Origin of the sequence: Pseudomonas sp. PSPC2-3, from assembly GCF_049898265.1 — a bacterium.
GTDB lineage: Bacteria > Pseudomonadota > Gammaproteobacteria > Pseudomonadales > Pseudomonadaceae > Aquipseudomonas > Aquipseudomonas veronii.
Window position 1 is genome coordinate 263,477 of the sequence record NZ_JAFCXJ010000002.1, and the last position, 17,248, is coordinate 280,724.

Genomic DNA, 17,248 nt, shown 5'->3' on the forward strand with positions numbered 1-17,248 from the left:
CTCCTTCAAGCGTTGGGATTTATCTGCACTACGGGAATCTGTTCGGGCGCCGCCTTGTTGCGCTTCTTGCGTTTGTTGATCAGCGGCGGGCATTTGTTTTCGTTGTGCCAGGTCATCTGGCAGTCGAGGCAGTAGTGGCATTCGTTGGCGTTGATATGGCCGTCCGGGTGGATCGCCTGGATCTCGCATTCCTTCGCGCACAGCTGGCACGGGCTACCGCATTCCTGGCGCCGCTTGAGCCAGTCGAACAGGCGGAATTTGCTGGGGATCGCCAGGGCGGCGCCGAGGGGACAGAGGTAGCGGCAGTAGACTTTGCGGGTGAACAGGTTGATCACCAGCAACGCCACGGCGTAGAGCACGAACCACCACTGGCGGTCGAACTTGAGCGTGATGGCGGTCTTGAACGGTTCCACTTCGGCAAAGCGTTCGGCGGTGGCCATGGATTCCAGGGAGAGGCCGAACAGCACCAGCAGGATCAGGTACTTGATCGCCCAAAGCCGTTCATGCACCGCGAAGGGCAATTCGAACTGGCGGATCTTCAGGCGGCGCGCGGCCTCGTTGAGCAGTTCCTGCAAGGCCCCGAACGGGCACAGCCAGCCGCAGAACACCCCGCGCCCCCACAGCAGGATGCTGGCGGCGGTGAAGACCCAGAGCATGAAGATCAGCGGGTCGGTGAGGAACAGTTCCCAGCGGAAGTCCTGGACCAGCGCATGCACGAAGGTCAGCACATTGACCACCGACAACTGCCCCAGCGCATACCAGCCGATGAACCCCACGGTAAACACCAGGTAGCCGCGGCGCAGCCAGTGCAGCAGGTGCGGGCGCCGGGCCAGGCTGTCCTGCAGGAACAGGATCGCGGTAAGCAGCAGCAGCGCGACGCCGAGCACCATGACCTGCACCTGTTTCTGGTACCAGATGCTCAACCACAGTGGGCGGCTGGCCTCATCCAGCGCGGCTTGTTCGGCGGCGGTGGGCAGCGGCCGTTCCAGGTACTGTTCGGGCATCTGGTAAGGCAATTCGAAGCTGCTGAACGTGCCGCTGACCGGGCCGGTCTGGCGCCGCACCAGCAGTTCCAGGGTCCAGGGCGAGCCGGGGTCGAAGCCGGCCTGCGGGCGCACGATGAATACCGACATCTCGTCGAAGGCCGGGATGCCCTCGGCGTAGACATCGTCGACGCGCTGGTGGTCAAGGTCGCGGAAGCTGATCACGTTGCCGAACTGGCGCAACTGCACCCGGTCGAAAATCCCGCCGCGCACATAACCCGAACCCTTGAACGAAAACAGCCCACGGCCGAGCACGGCGATGGCCTGTTCGCCGGGTTTGAGCCCCTGCATCAGGTTGCGGTAGTGCTCTTCGCCCAACAGGTTGCGGCCGATGCTCGGCGGGTTGATGTCGGCCACATAGAGGTCGATGAAGGTCTCATCCGCGGCCTCGGCGCCTTCGGCGGCGGTGTCCTTGAAGGCCGCGTCGACCTGGCCCCGGGTCAAATGCAGGCGGCGGATCGCGCCATTGCCGGTCAATTGTGCCCAGGTGGCGGGGTCAAACCGGTCGGTGCGGATCAACGCGACTTTCTGCGCGGTCGCGGCCTTGCCGTCGATCAGCTTGAGCCACACCGCCACGTCATGGGCCGCCCGCATCACCACTTCATTGACCACCATCGCGGTCACGGTCGCACCGGCAATCGCGTCCACCGTCACCGCCTTCGGATCGCTGGAACGCCCGACCACCACGCGCTGGCGCACATCGACGCCGGAATAGTGCGCGGTGAATTCGTGCAGTTTGATCTCGGGAATACCGATCAACAGGATCGGCTCGTGGTGTTCCAGCACGTAGGCATCGCGGATCACCCCGGCGGCGTCGAGGATCACCAGGGTGTTGATCGGCTTGCCCGAATACGCCGGGATCGCCACCACATCCAGGCTCTGAAACACGTAGCCAATGGGCTTGCCGGCAGTCGAAATGGTCCGCACCTTGAACGGACCGTCGGGTGCGGAGACCGCATCCTGGGCAGGGAAAGCGCGTTCGATACGCTGCTGTTCGATGTCGCCGTAAGGCCGGGCCTGGGCGGTGAAGCTGGTGATGAGCAACACCACCAGCAGCGTCAGCCAGTGGCGTGTCAAGCGCGCGGAGCGAGTCATGGAGTCCCTTGAGGCGTCGGGCTGAAGAGGGCCCCGATAGTGGGGCGACGATGGCAAGTGGCCCTTGATCGAAATCAAGTCGAGTCCGATGAGGGTGCGGCGCATACGCACGGCTGGCGCGTTGTCGCACCTCTTACTTGAGCTTCAGGCGCCGCGCCAGCTTGTGCAGGTTGCTCGCGTCCACGCCAAGCAAGCGCGCGGCACTCGCCCAATTGCCGGCGCAGTGTTCCAGGGCGTGGCGAATGTTCCAGCGCTGGCACTCGTCCACCGCCACCGCCAAGGGTTGGAAGGCCTCGATCGATGACGCGGGCATGGCTCGCTCCACCGCGACGGCGGCCGTGTCCAGGCCCAGGGCGTGCGGCTCCAGGCGGATCACCGAAGTGCGCGGTTCGCCACGACTGAGCTGCTTCAACGCGGCGCGACTGATCACATGCTCCAGCTCACGCACATTGCCCGGCCAGGCGTACTCGAGCAGCGCCTGTTGCGCCGTCGGCGACAGTTGCAGGTCATGCAAGCCCAGGCGCTCGCGGCTGAGCTCAGCGAAATGACGCGCCAGCAGCAACACATCCTCGCCACGCTCGCGCAACGCCGGGATCGGCAGCGGGTACACCGACAGCCGGTGATACAGGTCGGCGCGAAACAGGCCGTCACGCACGCGGTCGGGCAGGTGGCGATTGGTGGCGGCGATGATGCGGACATCCACATGCAATGGCCGATCGGTGCCCAGGCGTTGGATCTCGCCATTCTCCAGGGTACGCAGCAGCTTGGCCTGGATGCTCAAGGGCAATTCGCCGACCTCATCGAGGAACAAGGTGCCGCCGTTGGCCGCATCGAACCGCCCGGCGCGGTCGTGGGTGGCGCCGGAGAAGGCCCCCTTGACGTGACCGAACAGCTCGCTTTCGGCCAACGCCTCCGGCAGCGCCGCACAGTTGACCTGCACCAGAGGCTTGTTGCCGCGTTGCGACAGACGATGCAGGCGCCGCGCGAACAGCTCTTTGCCGACCCCGGTTTCGCCGAGCAACAACACCGGCAACTGCGTTTCGGCCAGCAGCGCCAGCTCGTCGAGCAACTCCTGCAACACCGCGCTCTGGCCGAGGATGCCGTCGAGCGGCGCGGTCATTTCGACCCTCCTGGGGTTCAGAGCACCCTGGAAGCGTGTGGTCATGATTACCTTACTCCGGGATAAATCGTTACGTTTCAATGCGTTAAAATTGGCACGCTGCCTGCAATCACTGGTTCATACCCGTATTGCCGATGAGGAAAGCCCGATGACCGTGAGCGACTGGAACACCCAAACCCAGGACCACTTGATCGACCATCTGCTGGCGCGCTACCACGCACGTCATCGCGAGCAATTGCCGGAACTGGTCCGCATGGCGAGCCGCGTCGAACAGGTCCACGGTCAGCACCTGCAATGCCCCAACGGCCTGGCCGACCTGCTGCTCGACATGCAGCAGGAACTGGAGAGCCATATGCTCAAGGAGGAACAGGTATTGTTCCCGATGCTGCAAATGGGTATGGGGCCGCAGGCGTCGACGCCGATCCAGGTGATGCGCTACGAGCACGACCAACACGCCGAGGCCCTGGAGCAGCTGTTGAGCCTGACGAACCAGATCACCCCGCCGGCCGACGCCTGTAATACCTGGCGCAGCCTGTACCGCGAGCTGAGCGCCTTTCATGCCGACCTGCGCGAACACATCCGCCTGGAGAACGACATATTGTTTGCCCGGGCCGCGCCCAGCCTCGCCGCGGCCCGCGCATAGCGCACTTTCACAAGCGTTCACTGCGACGATCGTGCAGCGTTGCCTGTGCGCTGCCCTTGTCGTAGATCAAGTACGGCCGACGCCAACAGGATTAACCTTGGGTATCCCTTCCCGATATTCCCCGAGGTCAAGATGGTGCTCCATCGTGTTCATCACCAGATCCTGCGCAGCCACCACTTGTTCGAACCCCTGGACGAGGCGCAGTTGAACGAGCTGATGAGCAGCAGCCAATTGCTCAGTGTCGACAAAGGCGAACCGCTGTTCCGCCAGGGCGAACCGGCCGATGCGTTCTACTTCGTGATCGCCGGCGCGGTAAAAATCTACCGCCTCACCCCGGACGGCCAGGAGAAGGTGTTCGAGGTGATCGGCGAACGGCAGACCTTCGCCGAAGCCATGATGCTGATGGATACGCCCAACTACGTAGCGTGCGCCGAAGCGGTGTGCCCCACGCAGTTGTACCGGCTGTCCAATGCCACCTACATGCGTTTGCTGCAGAGCAACAGCCGCCTGACCTTCGCCCTGCTCGGCAAGTTGTGCGTGCGCCTGCACCAGCGGGTCAACGAGATCGAAACCCTGTCGCTGAAAAACGCCACCCACCGTGTGGTGCGCTACCTGCTCACGCAACTGGTGCGCTTGCAAAGCACCACCGACTGCAGCTTCGAGCTGCCGATGGCCAAGCAACTGATTGCCGGGCACCTGTCGATCCAGCCGGAGACGTTTTCGCGGATTATCCGACGCTTGATCGACGAGAAAATCATCACCCAGGACGGCCGGCAGATCGCAATTCTCGACCGCCCGCGCCTGGAGCAATTCGAGTGAAAACCTGCCTGGTCTGCCAGCACGGCAATGCCGTGGAGCGCGACCTGTGCGAGCGTTGCGCCACACCGCTGCCCGAGGCCCACGCCAGCACCCAGGCGCGCCGACTGAAGCGTTTCCAGTGGTTCTGCCTGGGCCTGACGCTGTTCTGCGTGGTGATGTTCTTCTGGTTGCCCAGGGACTTTTACTGAGTCTCGGTCAACTGCCGATACAGCTGCGGCAGGCGTTGCGGTAATTGTTCCGGGCGATGGATCAGGGTGAAACCATGGGCGCCGAACATGTACGGCAGATAGTCGCCGGCCTGTTTGTCGATGGTGATGCAGAACGGAATCAAGCCCTGGCGCCGCGCTTCGACCACCGCCTGGCGCGTGTCCTCCACGCCGTAACGTCCCTCATACAGGTCCAGGTCATTGGGCTTGCCGTCGGTGATCAACAACAGCAACTTACGCCGCTGCGGGCAGGCGCCCAGCAACTGGGTAGCCTGACGGATAGCCGCGCCCATGCGCGTGTAGTAGCCCGGCTTGAGGCCCTGGATCGCGCCGCGCGTGCGGTCGTCATAGGCTTGCTGGAACGTTTTGAGCACCTGCAAGCGCACCTGGTGCCGCCGCAGTGAAGAAAACCCATACAACGCAAAGCGATCCCCTGCCCCGGCCAGGCTTTCACCAAACAGCAGCAGGCTGTCGCGTATCACATCGATGACCTTTTGCTCATCGTTGACATGGGCATCGGTGGACATCGACAGATCGGCCAGCAACAGGCACGCCAGGTCGCGGTGGGTGTGGCGTTGTTCAAGGAACAGCCCGCGTTCGGCGCAGGCGCCCTGCTGGCGCTGCACATGAAAATCCAGCCAGGCCTGCAGGTCGACCTCTGACCCCTGGGGCTGCTGGCGCTGCCATTGGCGGTCGGTGCGCAGGCTCTGGAATTGCCGGCGCAAGCGCTGGGCCTGGGCCTGCAACCGCGCGGGCAAGGGTTGCGGGGCGTCGCAACGCGGCTGCATCAATTGCAGGTTGACGAAGCCTTCCTGCAAGCACTGCCGGCGATAGTCCCACTCGGGCAACTTGATGCCGTCGCCCAAGGGGATGTCGTCGACATCGGCGGGCGGCAGATCCAGGTGCAGCTTGAGCCCGCCGCTCTTGCGCACGCGCTGGCGCGACAGGCTCAACTGGTCGAGGTCTTCGGCGACGCGGGCAGCGTCCGGGTCCTGGCTATCGTCGGACCAGCGATCGAGGTCGACGTGTTCGCTCCAACTGAACAGGTTTTCCAGGCGCACCACCAGCAGGCCGCCATCGCGACTCGCGTCGTCAACGCGGGTGGCACGCTTGGGCCCGCCTTGCTGCTCGCCGGGCGGGGCTGAGAGGTCGTCGCCCTCCTCTTCCAGGTCGGTATTTTGCGCGGTGTCCAACTGCAGCGCCGGGTACAGCCATAACGGCAACGGCCAGGCGGCCCGTGAACTGCGCGGCAAGTGACGCACGCTGCCGGGTTCGCGCAGGGCCTTGCGCAAGGCCCGCTCCAGGGCGGCTTCGTCGGGTTTGAGGCTGGCGGGGTCGGGGCGCAGTTGCAGGTGCGCCTCCACCAGGCGTTGGTAGCGCGGCAGCATCGCCGGGTAGCGCTGCAACAGCAGCCAGGTCCAGCGTTGGTTGTCGCGCGCCCAGTGGCTCATCGGCCCGGCGTGGGCCGCGAGCAGCGCCAGCCAGCGGTACAACTCGTGATTCAGCGCCGCGTCGGGAAACACCGCCAGGCGTGCCGGCAAGCGCAAGCGGTTACCGTCGCAGGACGCCAGGGGGGCTTGCTTGCAGGTGCCGGCGATACGCATCAACAGGTTGCGGCGCAGCAACAGGTCGCGCTCGCAGGCCGCCTCCAACGCCATCCCGCCAGCGCCGCCCAGGGCGCGGAACAACAGGGCCAGGCTGCGCTGATGGTCCGTCAGCGCGACCTGCGCCTCGGGGAAATCGACATTGGCACGGCGGGTGATGAAGCGGTGCCAGACGCTGCCGACCCACTCTTCCAATTCCAGGGTAAAGGCCATGAGCCGTGCTCCAAACGTAAAACGGCCCGCTGTACCAGCCGGGCCGCCCTCTTAGGGATTGACGATCAATACACAATCGGCGCCGGCGCACCGGCGACGGCTTGGCGTTGGCGGAAGCTGTACAGGTAGCAGAGCAGCCCCAGCAGGAACACCACGCCACTGGCCAACCGGGCCCAGAACAAGACGGTCAAATGCTCGACCGTGGCCATGAACGGCAAGGCCACACCGTCCGCCGGCCAGCGCTGCAACCACACCTGCACCACACCGGCTGCGGTGAGGAGCAAGGTGATCATCACCATCGACAGCACCATCAGCCAGAAGCCCCAGATTTCAATGGTCTGCGAACGCGCATCGGGCGCTTCGCCGAGGCCGCGCAAGCGTGGCATGGCGTAGCTGATCAGGGTCATCACGATCATCGCGTAGGCCCCGAAGAACGCCAGGTGACCGTGGGCCGCCGTGAGCTGGGTACCGTGGGTGTAGAAGTTGACCGGTGCCAGCGTATGCAGGAAGCCCCAGACCCCGGCGCCGAAGAACGCTGTCACCGTGGTGCCCTTGGCCCACAAGGTCGCCGCGCGGTTCGGGTGCTGGCGCCGCCGACGCTTGACCATGGTGAAGGCGAACATCACCATCGCCAGGAACGGCAGCGGCTCCAGGGCCGAGAAGATCGAGCCGACCCACAGCCACACCTCGGGTGCGCCGATCCAGAAGAAGTGGTGCCCAGTGCCGATGATCCCGGTGATCAAAGCCATGGCGATGATCACGTACAGCCATTTCTCCACCACTTCACGGTCGACGCCGGTGACCTTGATCAGCACGAACGCCAGCATCGAGCCCATGATCAGTTCCCACACGCCTTCTACCCAAAGATGCACCACCCACCACCAGTAGAACTTGTCACGTGCGAGGTTGCCGGGGTTGTAGAAGGAGAACAGGAAGAACACCGCGAGGCCGATCAGGCCGGTCATCATCACCATGCTGACCGTGGTTTTGCGGCCCTTGAGCAGGGTCATGCCGATGTTGTAGAGAAAGCCCAGGCACACCACCACGATGCCCATTTTGGTAATGGTCGGTTGCTCGAGGAACTCGCGGCCCATGGTCGGCAGCAGTTCGTTATGGGTCAGCTTGGCCAGTGCCGCATAGGGCACCAACAGGTAACCGAGGATGGTCAACACCCCGGCTGCGGCAAACACCCAGAACAGCACGATCGCCAGTTTGGGGCTGTGCAGTTCGCGGTCGGCCTCCTCGGGTATCAGGTAATAGGCGGCGCCCATGAAGCCGAACAACAGCCAGACGATCAACAGGTTGGTATGGACCATCCGCGCCACGTTGAAGGGGATCAACGGGAACAGAAAGTCGCCCACCACGTATTGCAGGCCCATGATCAGGCCAAACAGCACCTGGCCGACGAACAGGATCAAGGCAAACACAAAGTAGGGTTTGGCCACGGCCTGGGATTGGAATTTCAGATAGGGATTGGCGCTGCGCATGGCTCAGCCCTCCTTGTTGGGTGGCCAGTTATTGGTATCGATCTTCGAGCTCCATTTGAGGAACTCGGCCATGTCGTCCACCTCCTGGTCGCTGAGGTTGAATTGCGGCATGGCGCGACGCCCTGGCACCCCAAGGGGCTGCATTTTCATCCAGGCGTGCAGGAACGGCTTGAACCCTTCGTCACCCCCACGACGCTTGAACACATTGCCCAGCTCCGGCGCAAAGTACGCGCCTTCGCCCAACAGGGTGTGGCAACCGACGCAGTTATTACGCTCCCAGACGCTTTTGCCGCGGATCACCGATTCAGTGAGCTGGTCGACATTGCTACGGGCGGGAAAGGTTTGTTCGGTGTGGTAGGTCAAGGCCAGGAAAATCAGGAAGAAGAACACGCTTCCTCCGAAATAGATGTTCCTGGCCATGCCCTTGGTGAAGGTCTCTGACATGGTCGCTTCCTCATGGCTTGGCGGGGGTCATGATAGGAAGGTGGAGGGTGAAAACCGCTTGATGGCGATCAAGAATTGTTGATCGGGGTGGTCAAGTATTCTTGGGGGATTGAGTCTGGGTCGGTTGCGGCGGTGACAGTGCCTGTTTTCTGGTATTGGCTGAACACTGCTGAATGGCCATTCAGCCCCCCACAAGCCCCACCACCAACACCAGAACCACCGGCCAACCCAGAACCAGCCGACGCCAAAACCTGGGAGCATGCCGCAACTCCATGAACCCATCGGCAATCAGCCACGCCTTGACCACCGCCAGCAGCAAAACCGCCAGCCACAGCCCGGAGCCGCCGGCGAGCACGGTGCCGACGCTGAGCACGACCAACGTGGCCCAACACACGATCAGCCCTTGGGAAATGGACATCGGTACCTCATCCAATCACGTAAACCAACGGAAACAGCACCACCCACACCAGGTCCACCATGTGCCAATACAGCACCCCCGACTCCAGCCCGCCGACCGACAGCCCGCCGCGCCAGCAGCCCAGCGCCAGCCACGCGAGAATCACCATGCCCAGCAGCACATGCAGGAAATGGAACCCGGTCAGTAGCCAGTACAAGGTAAAAAACGTGCTGTGCTCCAGGCCCAACCCGGCAGCGCCGAGGTGGGCGTACTCGGTGAGTTTGATCGCCACGTAGACCAGCGCCACCAACAGCGCCGCGACGAACAAGCCGGCGCCGCGCCGCCAGCGCTGCAATCGCACCTGCTGCAACGCCAGCGCGGCGAGCAACCCGGCGGTCAACAGGCTCAAGGTCATCGCCAGCCCGGTGGAGGTGTCCAGTTGCGCGCGCCCTTCGGCAAACACCTCGGGCTTGAGCACCTGGGTCACGGCGAACGCGAGGATCAGAATCGCGAACACCGACAACTCGGCAAGGATGAAAAACCACATCGCCAGGTCGCCCGGCAGGCGGCGCGGTTCAGGCAAAGTACACATCGACCACGTCCATCAAGGCGGTCACGGTGTGCGGGTCGTCCGTCAGCGCCTCGGCCAGGCATGCCAGGCAGGCTTCGCGAATGGGCATGCCGGCGGCGATCAGGCGCGCGGTGAAAATCAGCAGACGCGTGGAGGCCACTTCTTCCAGGTCGTGTTGATCGAGGCGGCGCAAGGCCTGGCCGAGGCGCACCACCTGGGTCGCCAGGGCAAGGTCCACCTGGGCCTCGCGCGCCACGATGCGCGCTTCGCCCTCGACGGCCGGGTAATCGAAGCGCATCGCGACGAAACGCTGGCGGGTGCTGGGTTTCATGCCCTTGAGCAGGTTCTGGTAACCGGGGTTATAGGACACCACCAGCATGAACGACGGCGGCGCCTTGACCACTTCGCCGGTGCGCTCCAGGTACAACTCGCGGCGGTCGTCGGCCACCGGGTGCAGCACCACGGCGGTGTCCTGGCGCGCCTCGACCACTTCGTCCAGGTAGCAGATGCCGCCTTCGCGCACGGCACGGGTCAGCGGGCCGTCCTGCCACCAGGTGCCCTCGGCGCCGATCAGGTGACGGCCGATCAGGTCGGCGGCACTCAGGTCGTCGTGGCAGGCCACGGTGTACAGCGGCAAGTTCAGACGATGCGCCATGTGCTGCACGAAACGGGTCTTGCCGCAGCCCGTGGGGCCCTTGATCAGCACCGGCATGCGGTGGCGCCAGGCATGTTCGAACAGCAGGTGTTCATTGTCCAGGGGTTGGTAGAAGGGCTCAGTCATGACAGGCATCCACAGCGGGTTTGATGGCCACGCTAAGGGCGCCTGCGACAACCTGGCAAGCACCGCCCGAGACAAACTTGATCGTGATCAAGCGAAGTTTGCGGTGCTGCCCCCTAGTCTGGCCCCGCACGAAGAACCTGCGCCCCGCACCGTGTTGCGAGGCAACGCAAAGGTCCCGCCTGAGGAGTAAATGGAATGCTGACTCGCAACAGAAAACCCTTCACCCTGAGCCTCGCCGCACTGAGTTGCGCGTTGGCCTTGGCACTGCCCTTGAGCGCCCATGGCGCACCCCAGCCGGCCGAAGTGAAAACCGCCGGCGCGCCGGACATGAGTCAGGCCGACTTCGACACCTCCAAACAGATTTACTTCGAGCGCTGCGCCGGTTGCCACGGCGTGCTGCGCAAGGGTGCCACCGGCAAACCGCTGACACCGGACATCACCCAGGCCCGTGGCCAGGCCTATCTGGAAGCGCTGATCACCTACGGTTCCCCCGCCGGCATGCCGAACTGGGGCACCTCCAATGCGTTGACCAAAACCCAGATCAGCCACATGGCCAGTTTTATCCAGCACACCGCGCCAACCCCGCCGGAATGGGGCATGGCCGAAACCCTCAAGACCTGGAAAGTGCTGGTCAAGCCCGAAGACCGTCCGAAGAAACAGCTGAACGATCTGAACCTGGAAAACCTGTTCTCCGTCACCCTGCGCGACGACGGCAAGATTGCGCTGATTGATGGCGACAGCAAGAAAATCGTCAAACTGATCAACACCGGTTATGCCGTACACATCTCGCGGATCTCCGCCTCGGGCCGCTACCTGCTGGTGATCGGCCGCGACGCCAAGATCGACATGATCGACCTGTGGCCCGCCGAACCGACCAAGGTCGCCGAGATCAAGGTCGGCATCGAGGCGCGCTCGGTGGAGACCTCGAAATTCAAGGGCTACGAAGACAAGTACGCCATCGCCGGTTCCTACTGGCCGCCACAGTTCACCATCATGGACGGCGAGACCCTGGAGCCCAAACAGATCGTGTCCACCCGCGGCATGACCGTCGACAAGCAGGAATATCACCCCGAGCCCCGCGTCGCGGCGATCATCGCCTCCCACGAATGGCCGGAGTTCATCGTCAACATCAAGGAAACCGGCAAGGTGATGCTGGTCAATTACCAGGACATCAAGAACCTCACCATCACCACCATCGACGCCGCGCCGTTCCTGCATGACGGTGGCTGGGACAGCACGCACCGCTACTTCATGACGGCGGCCAACAACTCGAACAAGGTCGCGGTGATCGACTCCAAGGAGCGCAAGCTCACTGCCTTGGTCGAGGTCGGCAAGACCCCGCACCCAGGCCGTGGCGCCAACTTCGTACACCCTACCTACGGGCCGGTCTGGGCCACCAGCCACCTGGGCGACGGCGGCATTTCGGTGATCGGCACCGACCCGATCAACCACCCGCAATACGCCTGGAAACAGGTGGAATCGCTCAAGGGCCAGGGCGGCGGCTCGCTGTTCATCAAGACCCATCCCAACTCCCGGCATTTGTATGTCGACACCACCCTCAATCCCGACGCCAAGCTCAGCCAGTCGGCCGCGGTGTTTGACATCGACCATCTGGACAAGGGTTACACGGTGCTGCCGATCGCCGAATACGCCGGCATCAAGCAAGGCGCGCTGCGCGTGGTGCAGCCGGAATACAACAAGGCCGGCGACGAGGTGTGGTTCTCGGTGTGGAACGGCCAGACCGAGGAATCGGCGCTGGTTGTGATCGACGACAAGTCCCTGAAGCTCAAAGCTGTTATCAAGGACAAGCGCCTGATCACCCCAACCGGAAAATTCAACGTCTACAACACCCAACACGACATTTATTGAGCCCCATCAACACAAGGACTTCCGATGAAAAATACTCTCCTCGCACTGCTGACCTGTGCCGCCGCATTCAGTCTGCAACCGGCCTTCGCCCAAGACGGGCTGGCCTTGTTCAGCAGCAAACCCTGCGTCGGCTGCCACATGGTTGACAGCAAACTGGTGGGGCCGGCCTTGAAGGACGTCGCGGCCAAGAACGCCGGGGTGAAAGACGCCGCCGTGACCCTCGCCAGCCACATCAAAAACGGCACCCAAGGCAACTGGGGGCCGGTTCCGATGCCACCGAATATGGTGACGGAAGACGAAGCCAAGGTCTTGGCCGAATGGGTCCTGACCTTGAAATAAGCACAAGGAGCGCGCCATGAATGCATCGATGATCGGTACGGCCATGGCGCTGTTCCTGCTGATTCCCACGTGGGCGCTGGCCACACCGGACGCCGCCCGCCTCGAACACCTGCTGACCCAGGACTGTGGCGCCTGCCACGGCCTGTACCTCACCGGCGGCCTGGGCCCGCCCCTCACCCCGGCGGCCCTCGCCGGGCAAAGCCGCGACAGCCTGACCGCCACCATTACCTATGGCCGCCCTGCCCGCGCGATGCCCGGCTGGGCGCCGTTGCTCAGTTCCAGCGAGATCGCCTGGCTGGTCGAACGCCTCTTGCAAGGAAGCCCCGCACCATGATGCGCCCCACTCTTCTATCGCTGTGCCTGCTGCTCGGTGCCTGTGCCCAACCGCCGCTGCGCGGTACTGGCGACCTGGGCCTGGTGATCGAACGCGCCAGCGCCAGTGTGCAAATCATCGAGACCAGCGGGATGACGGAGCTGGGCCGGATCGACGGCTTGGGCGACCTGTCCCACGCCTCGGCGGTGTTTTCCCGCGACCAGCGCTACGCCTACATTTTCGGCCGCGATGGCGGCCTGACCAAAGTCGACCTGCTGCGCCAACGCGTTGAAAAACGCATCATCCAGGGTGGCAACAGCATCGGCGGCGCCATCAGCCAGGATGGCCGCCTGATTGCCGTGTCCAACTACCAACCCGGCGGGGTCAAGGTGTTCGATGCGCAGACCCTGGCCCAGCTGGCCGACATTCCCGCCACGCCCCTGGCCGACGGCAAACGCTCGCGGGTGGTGGGCCTGGTGGATGCGCCCGGCCAGCGCTTCGTGTTCAGCCTGTTCGACACCGGCGAGATCTGGAGCGCCGACTTCAGCCAGGGCAACACCCCGCAGATCACCCGGTTCCGCGGCATCGGCGAACAACCCTACGACGCGCTGATCACTGCCGATGGCCGTTACTACATGGCCGGGCTGTTCGGTGAGGACGGCATGGCCCAGCTCGACCTGTGGCATCCCGAGCACGGGGTCAAACGCGTGCTCGCGGATTACGGGCGCGGCCAGGCAAAACTGCCGGTGTACAAGATGCCCCATCTCGAAGGCTGGGCCGTGGCCGACAACCAAGCCTTCGTGCCCGCCGTCGGCCATCACCAGGTGCTGGTGATGGATGCACGCAGCTGGCAGCAGACCGCCGCCATCGACGTCGCCGGCCAACCGATTTTCGTCACCGCACGCCCCGACGGGCGCCAGCTGTGGGTCAATTTCGCCTACCCGGACAACGACCGCGTACAGGTGATCGACACCGAGACCCACAAAGTGGTGGCCGACCTGCGCCCCGGTCCCGGGGTGCTGCACATGGAGTTCACCGGGCGTGGCGAACAGCTCTGGCTGTCGGTGCGCGACGGTGAGCAGGTGCAGGTCTGGGACCCGTACCGCATGACCTTGCTCAAGACCTTGCCGGCCTTGAGTCCCAGTGGAATTTTCTTCAGCAGCCGCGCGCAAAAAATGGGGTATTGAGATGGACCTTGACCTGCTTAGCCGTCAATTGATCGAACGCTACCAGCACGGCATGCCGCTGTGCGCCGAACCTTATCGCGAAATGGCCCAGGTGCTGGGCTGCAGCGAGGCCCAGTTGATGACGTGCCTGCACCGCCTGGAACTGGCCGGTTCGCTGTCGCGGGTCGGCCCGGTGTTCGAACACACCCGCGCCGGCGCCAGCACCCTGGCTGCCCTGGCGGTGCCGGTCGAACGCCTGGAACAGGTGGCACGGCGCGTCAGCCAGTACCCGGAAGTCAACCACAACTATGCGCGCGAGCATCAGTACAACCTGTGGTTCGTGTTGACCGGCCCACACCGTCAGCACCTGCGACAGATCCTCGACGAGCTGGAACAAGACACCGGCCTCATTCCCCTGGATCTGCCGATGCTCACCGCCTATCGCATCGACCTCGGGTTCTCCCTGGGAGCGCATCCGTGATCATCCCGCTGAGCCAAGAGCAAATGCTCGACCTGCGCCAATGCCTGGAACGCGGCTTGCCTCTTGTCTCGCGGCCCTACGACAACCTCGCCGAACAGATCGGCGCGCATCACGACCAGGTGTTGCAGCAGATGCAGCAATGGCAGGACCAGGGCCTGTTCCGCCGTGTCGGCCTGGTGCTCAATCACCGCGCCCTGGGCTTTGTCGCCAATGCCATGCTGGTGCTGGACGTGCCCGATGCGCTGGTGGACGAAGTGGGCAACCGCCTGGGCCGCGCGCCCGGTGTCAACCTGTGTTACCAGCGCCCACGCCGCCTGCCGCAGTGGCGCTACAACCTGTTCTGCATGGTGCATGGCCGCGAACGCAAGGAGGTCACGGCGCATATCCAGCGGATGCTGGAACAGCAGCAACTGAGTGACCTGCCGCACCAGTTGCTGTTCAGCACCCACGCCTTCAAGCAATGCGGCGGGCGCTTTACGCCGCCGTCGTCGCAGGTATGGGCCCATGGATGATCTCGACCGGCGCCTGATCAATCGCCTGCAACACGGCCTGCCGCTGGTGCGCGAACCCTGGCGGCAGGTGGCGCAGGAACTGCACAGCCACCCGAGTGAAGTGCTCGACCGCCTGCACGACCTGCTCGAAGACGGGGTGCTGACGCGCTTCGGTCCGATGTTCGATGTCGAACGCCTCGGCGGCGCCTTCACCCTGGCTGCGCTGGCCGTACCCGACGCGCGCTTTGACGCGGTCGCCGAACAACTCAACGCGCTGCCCCAGGTGGCCCACAACTACCGCCGCGAACACCGCTGGAACATGTGGTTCGTGCTGGCCTGCGGCACCGAGGCCGAACTGGCCGCCACGCTGTCCCGCATCGAGACCCTGACGGGGTTGGCGGTGCTCAATCTGCCGAAGGAGCAAACCTACCATGTCGGTCTGTATTTCCCGGTCTGACCACCACCTGGCCCTGCGCCTGGTCGCCCTCACCCAGGGTGGCCTGCCGCTGCTGGACGATCCCTGGGCCTGGCTCGCCGAGCAGTTGGGCATCAGCGTCGAGTCGACCCTCGACTTGCTCAAGCACCTGCAGGCTGAAGGCGCGATCCGGCGTGTCGCCGCCGTGCCCAACCATTACCGCCTGGGCTATCGCCACAACGGCATGACCGTGTGGGACGTGGCCGACGTGCAGATGCCGCGCCTGGGCGAATTGATCGGTGCGCAGCCGTTTGTCAGCCATTGCTACCGCCGCCCGCGCCGTCTCGACTGGCCCTACAACCTGTTCGCCATGGTGCATGGGCGTAGCCGCGAGGAAATCGACAGCTACCGCGAACACCTGCGGTTCCTGCTCGGCGATGCCTGCCGCGGCGACGAGATGCTGGTGAGCAGCCGCATCCTGAAAAAAACCGGCCTGCGCCTGACGCCGGCACCTTAGAAGGAGCGTCCTATGCTACGGATCAGTCAGTACCTGCGTACCCTGGCCGGAAAATGCCCGCCGCCCCGCACCTCGCCGCCCGGCAAGGAGCGGCCGCCGGTGGTGATCTGGAACCTGCTGCGGCGTTGCAACCTCACCTGCAAACACTGTTACGCCACCAGCGCCGACAGCGTGTTCCGCGATGAACTGGACACCCCGGCGGCGCTCCAGGTGATTGACGATTTGCACGCGGCCGGGGTGCGTGTGCTGATTCTGTCGGGCGGCGAACCGCTGCTGCGCGCAGACCTGTTCCAGCTCAGCGCCTATGCCCGGGACAAAGGTTTTTTCGTCGCGCTGTCGAGCAACGGCACGCTGATCGACGAACACAATATCCAGCAGATCACCGACGCGCGCTTCGACTATGTGGGCATCAGCATCGACGGCCTGCAGGCGACCCACGATGCGTTTCGCCAGTTGCAGGGCAGCTTCCAGCGCTCGATGCACGCCATCCGTCTGTGCCGCGAGGCCGGCATTCGCGTGGGCCTGCGCACCACCCTGACCCAGGAAAACCATGGGCAGTTGCCGCAACTGCTGGCGCTGATGCGTGACTACGATGTGCAGAAGTTCTACCTGTCGCACCTCAACTACAGCGGGCGCGGCAAACGCAGCCGGCAGTTGGACGCGCACCGGCAGATGAGCCGCGATGCGATGACGCTGATTTTCCAGCAGGCCTGGCACGACATCGAAAACGGCGTCGACAGTGACTTCGTCAGCGGCAACAACGACGCCGACGCCGTGCTGTTGCTGCAGTGGGTCCACCAGCATCTGCCCGAGCATTACCCGCAGTTGGAACACCTGCTGCACGGCTGGGGCGGCAATGCGTCGGGCAGTGGCATCGCCAATATCGACAACACCGGCGAGGTACACCCCGACACGTACTGGTGGCAGCACTCGGTGGGCAATGTGCGCAACACCACGTTCCGCCAGCTCTGGCTGGACCGGCCCGACCCGTTGCTGCTGCGCCTGCGCGAACACCCGCGGACCATCGGCGGGCGGTGTGCCGAGTGTCGCTGGCTGCCGATCTGCAACGGCAACACACGCACCCGCGCCTGGGCCAACGGCGACCTTTGGGGCCCCGATCCGGGTTGCCACCTCAGCGACGCCGAGATCGCCCTGCAGCCTCGCAACCTGATCCCTTGCTCGACCACCCGGTGACACAACCGGGGGCAGCCTACCTGATGATGTATCAAGGACG

General features: G+C 64.0%; 19 protein-coding genes and 1 pseudogene. 12 read left to right on the forward strand and 8 right to left on the reverse strand.

What is annotated here, in order from left to right; translation table 11 throughout:
- Positions 1-5: 5 nt before the first annotated feature.
- Both nosR and norR read right to left on the reverse strand, forming a co-directional pair.
- Positions 6-2,138: a transcriptional regulator NosR gene (gene nosR / locus ACP7E3_RS05085; protein WP_128191886.1), complete on the reverse strand. Its 2,133-nt coding sequence runs from the start codon at positions 2,136-2,138 to the stop codon at positions 6-8.
- Positions 2,139-2,271: 133 nt separating this feature from the next.
- Positions 2,272-3,375, reverse strand: a pseudogene (gene norR / locus ACP7E3_RS05090) (nitric oxide reductase transcriptional regulator NorR); the annotation flags it as partial.
- Here norR and ACP7E3_RS05095 point away from each other — a divergent pair.
- From ACP7E3_RS05095 to ACP7E3_RS05105, 3 genes are all read left to right on the forward strand, one after another.
- Positions 3,302-3,901, forward strand: a complete 600-nt coding sequence (locus ACP7E3_RS05095; RefSeq protein WP_261755625.1) for a hemerythrin domain-containing protein — start codon at positions 3,302-3,304, stop codon at positions 3,899-3,901. The pseudogene norR and the gene ACP7E3_RS05095 sit on opposite strands and share 74 nt — an antisense overlap.
- Before the next feature lie 132 nt (positions 3,902-4,033).
- A complete protein-coding gene (locus tag ACP7E3_RS05100; protein WP_017849338.1) occupies positions 4,034-4,720 on the forward strand; it encodes a Crp/Fnr family transcriptional regulator in 687 nt (228 codons plus the stop codon).
- Positions 4,717-4,908 carry a hypothetical protein gene (locus ACP7E3_RS05105; RefSeq protein WP_017849339.1) on the forward strand — a complete coding sequence of 64 codons (192 nt, stop codon included), beginning with the start codon at positions 4,717-4,719 and terminating at the stop codon, positions 4,906-4,908. Before ACP7E3_RS05100 ends, ACP7E3_RS05105 begins: the two co-directional genes overlap by 4 nt.
- On the opposite strand, the gene ACP7E3_RS05110 is transcribed toward ACP7E3_RS05105, so the two are convergent.
- From ACP7E3_RS05110 to ACP7E3_RS05135, 6 genes are all read right to left on the reverse strand, one after another.
- Complete coding sequence (locus tag ACP7E3_RS05110) at positions 4,902-6,743, reverse strand: nitric oxide reductase activation protein NorD (protein WP_017849340.1); 1,842 nt, start codon at positions 6,741-6,743, stop codon at positions 4,902-4,904. The genes ACP7E3_RS05105 and ACP7E3_RS05110 overlap by 7 nt on opposite strands.
- 65 nt (positions 6,744-6,808) lie before the next feature.
- The gene (locus tag ACP7E3_RS05115) at positions 6,809-8,230 is read right to left on the reverse strand and encodes a cbb3-type cytochrome c oxidase subunit I (RefSeq protein ID WP_128191884.1); all 1,422 of its coding nucleotides are present in this window, start codon (positions 8,228-8,230) and stop codon (positions 6,809-6,811) included.
- Positions 8,231-8,233: 3 nt separating this feature from the next.
- Complete coding sequence (locus ACP7E3_RS05120) at positions 8,234-8,674, reverse strand: c-type cytochrome (protein WP_017849342.1); 441 nt, start codon at positions 8,672-8,674, stop codon at positions 8,234-8,236.
- Positions 8,675-8,855: 181 nt separating this feature from the next.
- Complete coding sequence (locus ACP7E3_RS05125; RefSeq protein ID WP_128191883.1) at positions 8,856-9,092, reverse strand: cytochrome C oxidase subunit IV family protein; 237 nt, start codon at positions 9,090-9,092, stop codon at positions 8,856-8,858.
- A 7-nt stretch (positions 9,093-9,099) separates the two neighbouring features.
- Entirely contained in the window at positions 9,100-9,663 is a 564-nt protein-coding gene (locus tag ACP7E3_RS05130) for a cytochrome c oxidase subunit 3 (protein ID WP_017849347.1), read from the reverse strand.
- Positions 9,647-10,423 (reverse strand): CbbQ/NirQ/NorQ/GpvN family protein, encoded by a 777-nt coding sequence (locus ACP7E3_RS05135; protein ID WP_017849348.1) that lies wholly within the window; start codon positions 10,421-10,423, stop codon positions 9,647-9,649. Before ACP7E3_RS05135 ends, ACP7E3_RS05130 begins: the two co-directional genes overlap by 17 nt.
- A 327-nt stretch (positions 10,424-10,750) precedes the next feature.
- On the opposite strand from ACP7E3_RS05135, the gene nirS reads away from it, so the two are divergent.
- Genes nirS through nirJ form a run of 9 tightly spaced genes read left to right on the forward strand, consistent with a single transcriptional unit; the run spans position 10,751 to position 17,208 of the window.
- Positions 10,751-12,292, forward strand: coding sequence for a nitrite reductase (gene nirS, locus ACP7E3_RS05140; RefSeq protein WP_232591892.1), 1,542 nt, complete (start codon positions 10,751-10,753; stop codon positions 12,290-12,292).
- Positions 12,293-12,316: 24 nt separating this feature from the next.
- A complete protein-coding gene (locus ACP7E3_RS05145; protein ID WP_046383072.1) occupies positions 12,317-12,631 on the forward strand; it encodes a c-type cytochrome in 315 nt (104 codons plus the stop codon).
- Between the two features lie 16 nt (positions 12,632-12,647).
- On the forward strand, positions 12,648-12,965 hold the full coding sequence (locus ACP7E3_RS05150; RefSeq protein WP_017849352.1) for a c-type cytochrome: 318 nt from the start codon (positions 12,648-12,650) through the stop codon (positions 12,963-12,965).
- Positions 12,962-14,131 carry a cytochrome D1 domain-containing protein gene (locus ACP7E3_RS05155; protein WP_169866072.1) on the forward strand — a complete coding sequence of 390 codons (1,170 nt, stop codon included), beginning with the start codon at positions 12,962-12,964 and terminating at the stop codon, positions 14,129-14,131. Before ACP7E3_RS05150 ends, ACP7E3_RS05155 begins: the two co-directional genes overlap by 4 nt.
- 1 nt (position 14,132) lies before the next feature.
- Positions 14,133-14,591 carry an Lrp/AsnC family transcriptional regulator gene (locus tag ACP7E3_RS05160; protein WP_017849354.1) on the forward strand — a complete coding sequence of 153 codons (459 nt, stop codon included), beginning with the start codon at positions 14,133-14,135 and terminating at the stop codon, positions 14,589-14,591.
- A 23-nt stretch (positions 14,592-14,614) separates the two neighbouring features.
- Positions 14,615-15,103, forward strand: a complete 489-nt coding sequence (locus tag ACP7E3_RS05165; RefSeq protein WP_032804989.1) for an Lrp/AsnC family transcriptional regulator — start codon at positions 14,615-14,617, stop codon at positions 15,101-15,103.
- Complete coding sequence (locus tag ACP7E3_RS05170; protein WP_046383070.1) at positions 15,096-15,539, forward strand: Lrp/AsnC family transcriptional regulator; 444 nt, start codon at positions 15,096-15,098, stop codon at positions 15,537-15,539. Before ACP7E3_RS05165 ends, ACP7E3_RS05170 begins: the two co-directional genes overlap by 8 nt.
- Positions 15,514-16,014, forward strand: a complete 501-nt coding sequence (locus tag ACP7E3_RS05175) for a nitrite reductase (protein ID WP_426122471.1) — start codon at positions 15,514-15,516, stop codon at positions 16,012-16,014. The genes ACP7E3_RS05170 and ACP7E3_RS05175 overlap by 26 nt, the downstream gene beginning before the upstream one ends.
- A 12-nt stretch (positions 16,015-16,026) precedes the next feature.
- Entirely contained in the window at positions 16,027-17,208 is a 1,182-nt protein-coding gene (gene nirJ / locus ACP7E3_RS05180) for a heme d1 biosynthesis radical SAM protein NirJ (protein ID WP_017849358.1), read from the forward strand.
- Positions 17,209-17,248: the final 40 nt, after the last annotated feature.